Below are 14420 nucleotides of genomic sequence, written 5' to 3'. Positions count from 1 at the left end.
CGTTCTTTTAACCAAAAAGCTTCGGGTTACGCCCCAAAACTACACCCCGCGCCGGACCAAACGGGGCTTACCTTTGTTAAGGAAAAAGTTGCCGTCTTCTCCCCTACCCCAGCCCCCGTTTATGTCGTTTAAATTCAAGCCCGCCGACGTGTTTGAAACCCGCCACAACGCCCCCACCAGTGCCGACCAGCAAGCCATGCTGCGCGCCATTGGGGTGGAGTCGGTGGAGCAGCTCATCGCCGAAACCGTGCCCGCCGCCATCCGGCTGCCCGAGGCGCTGGCCCTGCCGCCAGCCCTCAGCGAGCGCCAGTTTTTGAAGCGCTTCAAGCAGATTGCCGGCCAGAACAAGGTGTATAAGAGCTACATCGGCCTAGGGTATCACGATACGACGATGCCCCCGGTTATCCAGCGCAACATCCTCGAAAACCCGGGCTGGTACACCGCCTACACGCCCTACCAGGCCGAGATTGCCCAGGGCCGCCTGGAGGCGCTCATCAATTACCAGACCCTGATAATTGACCTCACGGGCCTGCCCATCGCCAACGCCAGCCTGCTGGACGAGGCCACCGCCGCCGCCGAGGCGCTGCACCTGCTGCACTCACAAACCAAAAAGAAAAGCGCTACCAAGTTCTTCGTGTCGGAGCAGGTGCTGCCCCAAACGATTGACGTGCTGCGCACCCGCGCTACGCCGCTGGGCATCGAGCTAGTAATTGGCGACCACCGCACCGCCGACCTCTCCGACGAGGCATTCTTCGGCGTGATGGTGCAGTACCCTGGCGCCAACGGGACGATTTTCGACTTTCAGGAATTTATCGCTAACGCGCAGACTAACAACTTGTTCGTAGTAATGGCCGCCGACCTGCTGGCCCTCACGCTGCTAACGTCGCCGGGTGAGTTAGGCGCGGATATCTGCGTGGGTTCGTCGCAGCGTTTCGGCGTGCCGATGGGCTTTGGCGGGCCGCACGCGGGCTTCTTCTCGTGCAAGGACCAGTTCAAGCGCGTCATTCCGGGCCGCATTATTGGCCAAAGCATCGACGCGGCCGGCAACAAAGCCTACCGCATGGCGCTGCAAACCCGCGAGCAGCACATTCGCCGCGAAAAAGCTACCTCCAACATCTGCACGGCGCAGGTGCTGCTGAGCGTGCTGGCCGGCATGTACGCCGTGTACCACGGCCCGAAAGGCATCCGCCAGTTTGCCGTGAATACCCACTTGTTTGCCCAAATTCTGGAAGCTGAGCTGAAAGCGCTGGGCGTAGAGCAGCTGAATGCCAACTACTTCGACACTCTAAGCCTGCGCCTCGAAAGCCACGAGATGCAGCAAGCCCTGAAGACCGAAGCCGAAAGCGCGGGCATCAACTTCCGCTACTACGAGGATACGCAGGTGGGCATCAGCCTGCACCAGAACGTGGAAATCGACGACGTGCGCGACATCGTGGACATCTTCGCCAAGGTGCTGGGCAAGGAGGTAGCCACCACGGCCGCCCCCACCGCCGAGGCCGAACTGACGCTGACTTGGCCCGAGCACTTGCAGCGTACCAGCGAGTACCTCACGCACCCGGTGTTCCACTCGCACCACGCCGAGCACGAGTTGCTGCGCTATATGAAGCAGCTCGAAAACAAGGACTTGAGCCTGGCCCACAGCATGATTCCGCTGGGCTCGTGCACCATGAAGCTGAATGCTACCGCGGAGATGATACCGGTGACCTGGCCCGAAATCGGCCAGTTGCACCCCTTCGCCCCCGCCGACCAAACCGTTGGCTACCAGCAGATTATCCGCGACCTGCAAGCCTGGTTGTGTGAAGTAACCGGCTTTGCGGCCGTGAGCTTGCAGCCCAACTCGGGCGCGCAGGGCGAGTACGCCGGCCTGCTGGCCATCCGGGGCTACCACGAGGGCCGCGGCGACACGCACCGCACGGTGGCGCTCATTCCGGCTTCGGCCCACGGCACCAACCCCGCGTCGGCCGTAATGGCCGGCATGCAAGTAGTGGTGGTGAAAAGCACCGAGGATGGTAACGTGGATATGGACGACCTGCGTGCCAAAATTGCGCAGCACGCCGACCGCCTCTCGTGCCTCATGGTGACCTACCCCAGCACGCACGGCGTGTACGAGGAAACGATTATCGAAATCTGCGAGCTCATTCACCAGGCCGGCGGCCGGGTGTATATGGACGGCGCCAACATGAACGCCCAGGTGGGCCTCACCTCGCCGGCCGCCATCGGGGCCGACGTGTGCCACCTCAACCTGCACAAAACGTTCTGCATTCCGCACGGCGGCGGTGGCCCCGGCGTGGGTCCCATCGGCGTAGTGGCCGACCTGGAGCCCTACCTGCCCGGCCACGTGGTGGTACCGGTAGAGGGCCGCACGAGCGGCGCGGTTTCGGCCGCGCCGTGGGGCTCGGCCAGCATTTTGCCCATCAGCTACGCCTACATTTCGATGATGGGCGGCGACGGCATCACCCGCGCCACCGAGCTGGCAATTCTGAACGCCAACTACATTAAGGCCCGCCTGGAGGAGCACTACCCCGTGCTGTACACCGGCAGCCAGGGCCGCTGCGCCCACGAGATGATTCTCGATTGCCGCCACTTCAAAAAGGCCGGCATTGAGGTGGAGGATATTGCTAAGCGCCTAATGGACTACGGTTTCCACGCGCCCACGGTGAGCTTCCCGGTAGCCGGCACGCTCATGATTGAGCCTACCGAAAGCGAAAGCAAGCTGGAGCTCGACCGCTTCTGCGAGGCCATGATTTCGATTCGCAAGGAGATTGCCGAGGTAGAAGCCGGCCGCGCCGACGCCAAGGACAACGTGCTGAAGCACGCGCCGCACACCGCCGCCACCGTGCTCGTGCACGACTGGACGCGCCCCTACTCGCGCGAGCAGGCCGTGTACCCGCTGCCCTACGTGCGCCAGGCCAAGTTCTGGCCCAGCGTGAGCCGCATCGACTCGGCCTACGGCGACCGTAACCTCATTTGCAGCTGCACGCCCATGGAGGAATACGTGGATGAGCAGGAGCAATTAGTAGCGGCCGATAAAGGCCCGTCTTATTAGGTTGTAGCGTGGACTCTGCGAGTCCGCGCGTAGAACGACCCACGCGCGGACTCGCAGAGTCCACGCTACATTGCAAAAAAAACGCCCGGTTGCGCACGCGAAAGCGGCTCATCCGGGCGTTTGGCGTATTGGTCGATTAGCTAACGAAACTAGTCGGCTTGCCTACATTTTTTGGAACATTGGCCGGGCCGGTAGCGTTAGCTACATACTCCCGAGCAAGGGTTTTATTCCGCTAGTTCTCAATCCTATGAATCATATCACGCATCTTCTGGCTCGCCCCGCCGCTATGGTGGCTACGAGCCTGGCGCTGGCCTTCGGGCTGGTTTCCTGCGCTACGTCGGCCAACGTGGGCGTATCGAGTGACTTTGACCACGCGGTCAATTTTCGCGCCTACAAAACCTGGGCTTGGTATCCCAAGCAGGCTAATGATACCGAGGGCGGCCCGGCCAAAGGCTACGAGTCGTTCACGGACCAACGCATCCGCGATGCCGTGGCCAAAGACCTCACCGCCAAAGGCCTGACCGAAGCCACTACGTCGCCCGATGTATATGTGGCTTATACTGTGCGCGTTGAGAACAAGCAGCAGGTAGGTGGTGGCTACGGCGGCTACGGCTATCCCTACGGCTACGGCGGGTATGGGGGATACGGCGGCTACGGTGGCTTCCCCTACGGCGGCGGCGGCTCGTATAACTACAAGGCTGGCACAGTCATCATCGACATCGTGGATGCCCGCCGCAAGGAACTCGCCTGGCGCGGCACGGGCCAGGCCCAGCTCAACCAGAATAGCATCTCGGAGGAAGAAACCTACCGTATCGTGAACAGCGTGCTGGGCAACTACCCCCCCACCGACCAGCGCCGCCAAGCCGTGCGCTAGTCAGCTGTTTAGCAGCAATTTATAAAAGCAAAAAGCCTCGCCAAATTGGCGAGGCTTTTTTTGTTTCTTAACGCTTCTGAGCTTGATGAACTACTGCAAAAATCTCAATTTGCGCACTGCCGACGTAATAGACCAGCCGATAATTGAGGATAAATAGCTCACGCACTGGCTTAAACTTAACTTCTGGTAACGCTCGCCCCAGAAAAGGTGAATCAGCTAGCAAATTGCCGCGGGCAATTACCGTATCAGCTACTGTTTCAGCATATTGTGGCGATGTCTGTGCCAGCTGGTCACAGATGCCTGCCAGCATTTCAAGCGCGTCGGTCGTCCAGTGTACCTGCATTGGTAGCGCGTAGTTTAGTTAAGTAGGCCTTAGCCTGCTCAGCCGGAATGAGGCGTCCTTCTTTACTTGCCTCAATGCCCCGCTCGATTGCTTGGCGCACGTAAATCTCGTAGGCAACATCCTCCCAAGTAGCTTCTTCAGAAAGCTGCTCGGCTAATGCGTGTACTTGCTCACGAACTGACATAACACTTGAGAATAAGTTGTTGAAGATAACTTAAATTGGTACGTTCACATGGCGCTCGGCGTGGTACGAGGAGCGCACCAGCGGGCCGCTTTCTACGTACTTGAGGCCTCGGGCGAGGCCTTCTTCCTTGTAGCGGGCGAAGGTGTCGGGGTGGATGAACTCGGCTACTTCGAGGTGGCGCTTGGTGGGCTGGAGGTACTGGCCCAACGTTAAGATATCGAGGCCGTTGGCCACGAGGTCGTCCATGGCCTGGTGCAGCTCGTCGGCAGTCTCGCCAAGGCCCAGCATAATGCCCGACTTGGTACGGTGGCCTTGCAGCTTGGTGCGCCGGATTTGCTCCAGGCTGCGGTCGTACTTGCCCTGGGGGCGCACAAGGCGGTAGAGGCTGCCCACGGTTTCCATGTTGTGCGAAATCACCTCCTGGCCCCCCGAAATCATCACGTCGAGCGCCGCCCAGTTGGCTTTCACGTCCGGTATCAGGGTTTCGATGGTCGTTTCGGGGCTTAATTCCTTGGTAAACACCACGGTATCGCGCCACACGCTGGCACCGCGGTCCTTCAGCTCGTCGCGGTTCACGCTGGTGAGCACGGCGTGCTTCACCTTCATGAGCGAGATGGCCTCGGCCACGCGGCGGGGCTCGTCGAGGTCAAGCTCGGTGGGCCGGCCGGTGGCCACGGCGCAAAACGAGCACGAGCGCGTGCAGATGTTGCCGAGTATCATGAACGTGGCTGTGCCCGCGCCCCAGCACTCACCCATGTTGGGGCAATTACCTGATTCACAGATGGTATGCAGCTTGTGCTCATCCACCAGCTTGCGCACGGCGGCGTAGTCGGGGCCGATGGGCAGCTTCACGCGTAGCCAGTCGGGCTTGCGCGGGCGGGCCGGCGCGGCGGGCGCCAGCGGTTCGGCCTGAATAATGGGAAGGGTGAGCAGCATCTTTTATCAATTAACAATGAGCAATCATCAGTTAACAATTTTCTTTGGCAAATATCGGTACGAAACGAGCGACAGTGCGCTTGAAGGCTCTTCAGGCCTGAGCAGTTGCATATTAGCAATTGCTCACTGCTCATTGCTAACTGCTCATTACTTTTCAGCTCCGGTGGCCGATGTACAACGTCAGGTAAACCGACGGGAAGAACTGCCGGTTCAGGCTATTGGGGTCGGCGGGGGCGGGCGGGTTCAGCATAAGCAGGCGCTTGGTGTAGGCTTCGACCAGGAAGCCCACCTCGGCCCCGGCCACGGCATCGCGGTAGCGGCCATACTCGAAGCTGAGCGCGCCGCGCAGGTGCGCGCCGGGCACTATCTGGGTTTGGCCGATGCCGCTAAACAGCGGCGCCCGGTCGTAGATAAAGTTCTGGTCGGCGTGCTTCGCCGGGTCATAGGCCTCGTCGGTGATGATATCGGACGGCCCGAAGGCCCCGTTGCGCTGCGCCGTGTAGTCGAAGCTGATGTGGTAGGGCATGAGCAAGCCCAGCGACGGGCCGGCGCTGAGCAGGCCATTGACCTGCACGCCCGCATCGGCAGCCTTGCGAAACAGAATGCGCTGAATACCAACGGATGGGCGCAGCGCAAAGGCGTAGTTGGCCTTGTAGCGCTTGAACGAGCCGCCGGTGTAGGGGTTGGTTACGCTCTCCTCCTTGGGGTTTTTGAACGACACGCCCTCCAGGCTCCAGAAGCGCAGCCAGCGCTCATCGAGCACCTTGGCCACCCGCACGTTGACGCCCCCGATGAGGGCGCCCTGGGTGTTGAAGTTGATGCCAAACACGGTTTCGCGGCGGTACGACTGCTCATCCGACGGCATGGCCAGCGGCGCGGCCTGGAGGGTGGGGCCCACCGGGGCGGGCGTGGGGCTGGGGGCTTGGGCGCGGGCCGAGCGGCCGGCCGTAGCCAGGCCCAGCGCCAGGCAGCCGGCGGCAATGACGTGCGTCTTGTTCATAGAGAAGTCAAAAATACCTGCGCGCGTGGCTTTTACCACGCGGCTTCTTGCTAACGCGGCCGGGGTAGCTTTGTAGTATGAGCACGCCCCATACTACCGCTACCGCCCGCTACGAGGGCCACCTGCGCACCGAAGCTACGCACACGGCTTCGGGCACTGTTATTCAAACTGATGCCCCGGTGGATAACCACGGGCGCGGCGAGGCGTTTTCGCCCACCGACCTCGTGGGCACTGCCCTGGGCACCTGCATTCTCACCACCATGGCCATCGTGGCCGAGCGCCACCAAGTAGACCTAGTGGGCAGCACGGTGAGCGTGCAAAAAATAATGAGCCAGGAGCCGCCGCGCCGCATTGCGCAGCTCACCATTGAGCTGCACCTGCCCGCTGCCCTCAGCCCCGCCGACCGCGCCCTGATGGAGCGCACCGCGCACACCTGCCCCGTGGCTCTGAGCCTGAACCCCGAACTCAAGCAAGAGGTTCGCTTCGTGTACGCCTAGCGCACCCTGCGCCCCTATGCTGGCCGCCCCGAAAATCTCGGGGTGGCTTTTTGTTGCCCAATCGTACATAATTTTTTCTTAAGCGTACATAATTCCGGCATTTAGTATACATTTGCTATCCGAACCTGGGTGGTACCGGGCTGATTTTGTGGCCGTTTTGGCCGATTTTTCCCTTTACCCCCAATCCCAATGGTTCTAATCATTGTAGGGCTTCTTATTGCCCTAATTGTCATCGCGCGAAGTTGGGACTTGCCCCATCAGGTCAAGAAGTTACAAGCCGACCTGGGCCGCCGCCAGGTAGAACAGCATCTGATGAAGGGCGAAATTCAGCAGCTGCGCAGCCAGTTGGTCGCCCTGCGGGAGGAGTTTTTGGCGATGCTGCCCGTAGTAGCCGCGCCAACCGCGCCGGCACCAGCGGCGTGGGCCGGTTACCCCGAAGCGTGGACTACCCCCGTGCCGCCAGTGGCAGCGCCCGCGCCGGCACCCCAACCCGAAGCGGCTCCCCTACCCGCTGAGCCTGCGCCGGTAGCCGAGCCCGAGCCCGCCGCCGAACCGTTAGCAGCAGCGCCTACTGAACTAGTGGAGGAGGCCAACCAGGAAACCGAAGCCACGGAGGAAGTACAGGCAACGCAAGGGGAGATTGCGGAAGCTGATTCGGCACAAGAAACTGAATCAGAAGTAACTACTGCGCATGAGACGATGGAGGCTGAGGAGGTGGCGGCCATCGCAGCGCCTGAACTAATTGAAGAATCTATTGAGGAAACGCAAGCGGCGGCACCGGAATTGGTTGAAGAACCCGAGCTGGTTGCAGAACCTGAACTAGCGCAGCCAACCGCTGCTGAAGTGCTGGCTGAAGCCGGAACTGACCAAACGGTAGAGCCGGAAGTAGCCAGCGAATTGGAGGTGGCACAGGTAGAAGAGGGCGAGCTGGTGGCTGAATCCGAATTGGCACAATCGCTGGTTGAGGAGGTTGCGCCAATGCAGGAGGAAATGGGTGAGGAGCCGACACAGGAGGAATTGGTTGAGGAGCCAGCTCAAGAGGAATTGGTCAGGGAGCCAGCTCAGGAGCCGGCGCCTATCGCGCTGCCAGAGCCAGTGCCCACCCCCGCGCCCCGGCCCCGCGCTACGCCGCCGCTGCCACCGGCCCGGCCGGCGCTGCGGCCCAAAAAAATACCCACCGGCCCCACCTTCTGGGAACGGACTTCCACGGTGGTGCTCGAAAACTGGACCGGCATTTTGGGTGCCGTGGTGCTGGTGACGGGCGTGGGCTTTCTGGGCATATACGCGGCGCTGCGGGTATCGCCGCCACTGCGCTTTTTGCTGATTTGCGCCTTTGCGGCGGGGCTGCTGGGCGCGCGGTTTGGGCTGCGCAATAAGGATTTTGCCAAGCAGCTGAATGCCTGGCTGTTGAGCAGCGCGGCGGCCATTTTCCTGTTTGCCTGCGTGGGGGCGGTAAGCATTCCGGGCCTGCGCTGGGCCACGCCGCCGTTTGACTACCTGTTGCTACTGGCCGGCGTGCTGGCCAACCTCTACCTGGCCTGGCGCACCAGCCGCCAGGACGTGGCTACCCTGCACGGCGTGCTGAGCTTGGTGGCCCTGGCGGTGCTGCCGCCCACGCCCCTCACGCTGGCCGCGGCGGCCGGCGTCACGGCCTTTAGCATCGCCATCACCTACCGGCAGCAGTGGAAATACCAGCTGCTGCTAAGCATTGCCAGCTTCTTCGCGTTTCACGTGTATTGGCATCAGCAGCTGGGCGTGGTAGCGGGCAGTGCGCGCCTGGTGGCTATGTTGCTGGTAACGCTGGTGGGTGCGGCTGCGGCCGTGGTGCAGTACCGCCGCGTGTACGCCGAGCGGCGGTTTGAGCCGCTGCTGTTTGCCTCGCACCTGCTCAACTGGACCAGCCTGGGCCTCAACCTGTACTTCTACAGCACGGGCTCCATTTGGAAGACTATTCCGCTGGCCGTGGGGGCCGTACTCACCTTCTGGGCGGGGCGGCAGGCCAAGCGGCTGGGCATCGGCTGGCTGTTTCAGACCGATACCATTATCTCGCTCATTCTGGGCTTGGCCACGGCACTATCGCTGCAAGGCTGGCACGCCACGCCGCCGGTTATCGGGCTGTTTATGCTGCTCGAAACCCTGCTGGTGACTCTGATAATGGCCCGGCAGCGCGAGGCGCTGGTGTACCGCGTGGCGCTGGCCGGCGCGCTGTTGGCGGGCAGCGGCCTGCTGCTTTTCGTGGGCGGCCGGGCGGCCGAGGCGCTGCCCGCCGTGCTCTACCGCGATGCGCTGGTGCTGGCGCTGGCTGGCTGGGCGGGGCTAGCGTTTGTGCAGTTCATTTACAAGCAGCCACTTCTGCAACTAATTACCAGTAAAGAACTTAGCTTAAAAACCGAAGCCAATCAAACGCACCGCAACTTGCTGAGCAGCTTTGCGGGCCTAGCGGGCGGGCTGCAAGCCGGCGCGGGCCTGTTGCTGGCGCGGGCGCTGTTTGGCTGGCCGGGCGTGCCGGTGGTGGGGCTGCTGCTGGCGCTGGCGGCGCTGGCCGGCGGCGCGGTAGCCCTGGCCGCCTGGGTGCAGGCGGCGGGCCGCGCGCCCAGTTGGGTGCGGCGGCAGCAACTGGCACTGGGTCAATTATTTATGATACTCGCCATCGTTGGCTTGCACGAAGTGCACCTGAGCTGGCCAGTTATTTTGCTACTGCTTTTTGCCGAAAACCTGGGGGCCAGCCTGCTGCTGGTCCGGCGCGATGCCCTGCTGCACCGCGTGGTGCTAGCCAGTGCCCAACTCGCTGGCCTGGGCCTGCTGGCAGTAGCCGGCAGCCACTTCGGCGGCCCCCGTGTCACCCTCTACCGCGATGCCTGGCTGCTGGCGCTGGCGGGCTGGGGCAGCCTGGCCTTTGCGCAGCTGGCCTTCAAATCTTTCCTAACGCAAGCTATTGATTTTGAAAATATTAATAAGTCGGCTGAATATGATACTGCCAAGGCTTACCACCGCTGGGTAGGGGCGTTTGCGGGGCTGGGTGGGCTGCTGCAACTCGGCGCGGGTGGGCTGGTAGCGCACGCATTGTTTGGTTGGGAGCAGCCGCCGGTAGCGCGGCTATTGGGGGCGCTGCTGGCGCTGGCGGGCACCGCTGTAGCCCTGGCTACCTGGGTGCGCCGCGGCGGGCTGGCCCCCGGCTGGGTGCGGTGGCAGCAGCTGGCGCTGGGGCAGCTATTGGTGGTGCTGGCCATCGGCGGGCTGCACGAGTTGGGCCTGATTTGGTCGGCGCTGCTGCTGGTGCTTTTCACCGAAAGCCTGCTGGTAGTGCTCTTGCTGGCCGGCCGCGACGAAGCCGACCGGCTGCACGAGCTGGTGTACCGGGCCGCCATGGGCGAGGCGCTGCTCGCTGGCGCAAGCTTGCTGGCCTCGGCTAGCAAACACATGGTTTATATTCAACACGTTACGCTCTACCGCGAGGCGTTGCTGCTGGCGCTGGCCGGGTGGGTTGGCCTGGCATTTGTGCAGCTGGCTTTCCGGTTTCCGCTGCTGCAAGGCGTGCAGCCGGCCCGGCGGCTGGGAGCCGCGGCTCCGCTTCAGCTGGTGTCGAACCCGGCGGCGCACCCGGCGTGGCTGGGCAGCTTTGCCGGCCTGGCGGGGCTGCTGCAAGCGAGCGCGGGCGGGCTGCTGGGCCAAGCGCTGTTTCACTGGCACCCGGCCCCGGTGGGCGGGCTGCTGCTGGCGCTGCTGGGGCTGGCGGCTAGCGCATTGGGCCTGGCCGCCTGGGTGCGGGCGGCGGGCCGCGCGCCCAGCTGGGTGCGACGGCAACAAACGGTGCTGGGGCAACTATTCGTGGTGCTGGCCATCTTCGGGCTGCACGAGTTGGGCCTGAGCTGGCCCGGCGTGCTGAGCGTGCTCTACCTCGAAACGCTGGTGGCCGCGCTGCTGCTAGCCCGGCGCGATGGCCTGCTGCACCGCGCCGCCCTGGCTGGGGCATTGCTGGCGGGCAGCAGCCTGCTGCTGCTAGCCGCCACGCACTTGGCCACTAGCCCGCCCGCTCAACTTTACCGCGATGCCGCGCTACTGGCGCTGACCGGCTGGATTAGCATTGCGTTCCTCCAGTTCACGGCCAAGCAATTATTCATAAAATTTAGTACCGACGCAACGCCGACCTCCGGCTTACTAACCAACTTGCTTCGTGGTTTTGCCGGGCTGGCGGGCTTGCTGCAAGTGGGCACGGGCGCGCTGCTGGCGCGGGCGCTGTTTGGCTGGTCGGGCGTGCCGGTGGCGGGGCTGCTGGCGGCCCTGCTGGGGCTGGCGGCCGGGGCCCTGGGGCTGGCCTACTGGGTGCGAGCCAGTGGCCTGGCCCCTGGTTGGGTACGCCGCCAGCAGCTGGTATTGGCGCAGCTTTTTGTGGTGCTGGCCATTTTTGGGCTGCACGAGCTGGGCCTGAGCTGGCCCGGGGTGCTCATCGTGCTTTACCTCGAAACGATGGTGGCCGTGCTCCTGCTGGCGCGGCGCGATGGCCTCTTGCATCGGGCCGCCATGCTGGCAGCGCTGGCGGCGGGCACCAGCCTGTTATTACTGGTCAGCAATGACTTACGTTCTGCTGTCCCGGCCCTGCTTTACCGCGATGCGCTGCTGGTGGCCTTGGCTGGCTGGGCCAGCATCGCCTTTATGCAGCTTACCTACCGGCAATTCTCCCCCCGCGCCAACGCTGAGGGGGCTATGCTGCCGCGCGCTGCCTTGCTGGCACGCCTGCTGGGCGGCTTTGCTGGCTTAGCCGGGCTGCTGCAGGCGAGTGCCGGGACGCTGCTGGCGCGGGCGCTGTTTCACTGGCACCCCGTGCCGATGGCGCTGCTGCTGGCGGCCCTGCTGGGGCTGGCGGCCGCGGCCCTGGGCTTGGGCCTTTGGGTACGGGCTAGTGGCCTGGTTCCCAGCTGGGTGCGCCGCCAACAGCTGGTGCTCACGCAGTTCTTTATCGTGCTGGCCATAGTAGGCTTGCACGAAGCGCATCTGGGTTGGTCGGTTGTGCTGGCGCTGCTCTTTGCCGAAACGCTGCTGGCCGCCCTGTGGCTGGCCAAGCGCGATGCCCTGCTGCACCGCGCCGCGATGGCCGAGGCCCTGCTCACGGGCGCGGGCTTGCTGCTGCTGGCCGGCGGCCACCCGGCGGCCACGCTGCCGCCTGCCCTCTACCGCGATGCCGCGCTGCTGGCGCTGGCCGGCTGGGCAGGGCTGGCCTTTATACAGCTCACTTACAAGCAAGTAACCGATAAGCTGCATCTTACTGCCACTGCTGACGGGCTGGCCAACTGGCTGGCAACGTTTGCCGGGCTGGCGGGCTTTATGCAAGCAGGCGCGGGCGGGCTGCTGGCACAGGTCGTGTTTGCGCACGCCGATACGCGGGCGCTGGCCCTGCTGCCGGTACTGGCCGGGGCGGCGCTGGCGCTGGCTACCTGGGTGCACCGCACCGGCGGGGCACCGCGCTGGGTGCGCCGGCAGCAACTTGTTCTCAACCAGGCTTTTACCATCCTGGCGCTGGTGGGGCTGCACGAAACGGGCCTGAGCTGGCCCGTGGTAATCGGGCTACTGTATGCCGAGGGCCTGCTGGCCGCCCTGCTGCTGGCCGGGCGCGACGAGGAGGGCTTGCTGCACCTCCAAACTTATTTACTGGTGCTGCAAGCGGGCCTGCTGCCCGGGCTGGTACGCTACGTTTCGCCCGGCGCGCTGACGCCGCTGGGCCAGGCGGGCCTGCTGCTGGGCGCGGCACTTCTCACGCTGGGCTACCAGCTGCGCCGGCTGGTGTTTATTACTGCTGGGGAGGACTACGCTCAGCTGCCCGCCATCGGTGGCTACCGGCTGCCAATGCTGGGCATTGCCATCGGCTGGCTGCTGCTGGGCGCGGGCGCACTGGAATACAGGCAGTTGTGGGCCGGCTACGCCATGGCCGGGCTACTTGGCACCCTGCTCTACCTGCGCCAGCGCCTCACGGTGCCGGGTTTGTGGGCGGGCTTGGTGCTGGCGACTATCGGCTACGTGGGGCTGCAATGGGCCCACGTGCTACACGCGGCTGTGGAGCAGCATATTGGCAGCGCGCAGGGGCTGGGTGCCGGCCACGTGCTGCTGTACTTGCTGCCCCTGGTGGCCGTGCTACTGGCCGGGATGCGCACCGCGTGGTGGCCGGTGGGCGAGCGCTTTGTGCGCTGGCCGTGGCTGTATTTCCTGGGGCTGCACCTTGTGGTGATGCTGCTGGGCAGCGTGCCGCCCGCCCACCTCGCCTACTTGGTGCTGGGGCTGCTGGCGCTGGCCTTGGCAGCCTTCGCGGCGGCGCAGGCCTGGCGGCGCACCCTGCCCGGTGCCGCGGCCGTACTCCGTGCCGGCCAGCCTGACCGCTACCTGCTGCACCTCAGCTACGGCCTGCTGCTGGCCAGCCTGGCCACGCACCTGCGCCTCTATTTCGCCCCCGAAACCCTGCTGCACCAGCCAGCCGAGTACTGCACGGCGGCGGCCATCTTTGGGGGGCTGGTGGCGCTGGCCGTGGCCCGGCGGCCAGCTACCGGCCCGGTATACGCCTCGTGGCACGTGCTGCACCCGACGCTGCTGGAAGTAGCGCTACTGTTTGGCACGGGCACGCTGGCGCACCACGTGCCGGCCGCCTGGCTGGGCTTGGCATGGGTGGTTTTTGCCCTGATAATCTGCGCGTTGATGCCTCATTTGCCGCTGCGCTTTCAGCGGCTGGGCGTGTATGGGCGGCTGTATTTCGGGCTGGCGGCGCTGTCGGCCGGCGCGTTTTGCCTGCGCTACATTGGGGCCGAGCAGCTCATGGGCGTGGAGCGTTGGGTGGTGGGCGGCACCGTGGCGCTGCTGTTTGGGTACTCGAGCCTGGCGCTGCGCCTCGGCAACGCGCCCCTGGCGGGCCTCTCGCCGCGGTGGCGGCTACTGGCCCAGCCCTCGCGCCACCAGTTGGAGGCCGCGCTGCTCTACCCCGCGTTTGGGGTGCTGGCGCTGCTGTTCATTCAGTCCTTCGACCGCTCGGTGCTCACCGTGCTGCTGATGCTGGAAGTGGTGGCCATTTTCAGCGCCAGTCTGCTGCTGCGCCGGCAGGATATGCGCTACGTGGCCCTGGCCGGCATGGCCGCTACCCTGGTGCGGCTGGCCGTGGTCGACCTCAGCCGCAGCGGCACCGTAACGCGGGCTATCGTGTTTATATTCGTGGGCTTACTGCTACTTGGCCTGCATGCACTCTACGCCCGCTTCAAAACCCGGTTTGCCGTAGCGGGCGAACCAGCAGCCGAGGAGCCCGATGAACTGGACGAGCAAACGGAGTTTGACGAGCCCACGCCGGCGGCCACCTAAGCAGCCGCGCCGCGTAGCTTAGGCGCAGTTTCCAAATCAGGGGTACGTGCGCCGGTCGGCCGGCGAAGCCGGCCGACCGGTTGTCGCGTGAACGATGCCTGTGCGCGATTAGCCAAGCGGCGCATGCGACTAGCCAAGCGGCGCATGCGACTAGCCAAGCGGCGCATGCGACTAGCCAAGCGGCGCATGCGACTAGCCAAGCGGCGCA

The 14420-nt window shown here is 64.1% G+C and carries 7 protein-coding genes; 4 read left to right on the top strand and 3 right to left on the bottom strand.

Annotated elements, in window-relative coordinates:
* The first annotated feature begins 121 nt into the window (after positions 1-121).
* Positions 122-3046: an aminomethyl-transferring glycine dehydrogenase gene (gene gcvP / locus ACYVGC_RS04345; protein ID WP_460582564.1), complete on the top strand. Its 2925-nt coding sequence runs from the start codon at positions 122-124 to the stop codon at positions 3044-3046.
* Between the two features lie 247 nt (positions 3047-3293).
* Positions 3294-3920, top strand: a complete 627-nt coding sequence (locus tag ACYVGC_RS04340; RefSeq protein ID WP_460582563.1) for a DUF4136 domain-containing protein — start codon at positions 3294-3296, stop codon at positions 3918-3920.
* Positions 3921-3987: 67 nt separating this feature from the next.
* Here the strand turns inward: ACYVGC_RS04340 and ACYVGC_RS04335 are convergent, their stop codons facing one another.
* From ACYVGC_RS04335 to ACYVGC_RS04325, 3 genes are all read right to left on the bottom strand, one after another.
* A complete protein-coding gene (locus ACYVGC_RS04335; protein ID WP_460582562.1) occupies positions 3988-4263 on the bottom strand; it encodes a type II toxin-antitoxin system RelE/ParE family toxin in 276 nt (91 codons plus the stop codon).
* A gap of 214 nt (positions 4264-4477) precedes the next feature.
* Entirely contained in the window at positions 4478-5380 is a 903-nt protein-coding gene (gene lipA, locus ACYVGC_RS04330; protein ID WP_460582990.1) for a lipoyl synthase, read from the bottom strand.
* 157 nt (positions 5381-5537) lie between these two features.
* Positions 5538-6383 (bottom strand): hypothetical protein, encoded by an 846-nt coding sequence (locus ACYVGC_RS04325; protein WP_460582561.1) that lies wholly within the window; start codon positions 6381-6383, stop codon positions 5538-5540.
* A 77-nt stretch (positions 6384-6460) separates the two neighbouring features.
* Here ACYVGC_RS04325 and ACYVGC_RS04320 point away from each other — a divergent pair, with 77 nt between their 5' ends.
* Both ACYVGC_RS04320 and ACYVGC_RS04315 read left to right on the top strand, forming a co-directional pair.
* Positions 6461-6880: an OsmC family protein gene (locus ACYVGC_RS04320; protein WP_460582560.1), complete on the top strand. Its 420-nt coding sequence runs from the start codon at positions 6461-6463 to the stop codon at positions 6878-6880.
* A gap of 249 nt (positions 6881-7129) precedes the next feature.
* Positions 7130-14212 carry a hypothetical protein gene (locus ACYVGC_RS04315; RefSeq protein ID WP_460582559.1) on the top strand — a complete coding sequence of 2361 codons (7083 nt, stop codon included), beginning with the start codon at positions 7130-7132 and terminating at the stop codon, positions 14210-14212.
* Positions 14213-14420 lie beyond the last annotated feature (208 nt).

This window comes from Hymenobacter arcticus (assembly GCF_054779975.1).
Note: the sequence above shows the minus strand (reverse complement) of the source record. Positions and strands in the feature narration are given on the sequence as shown.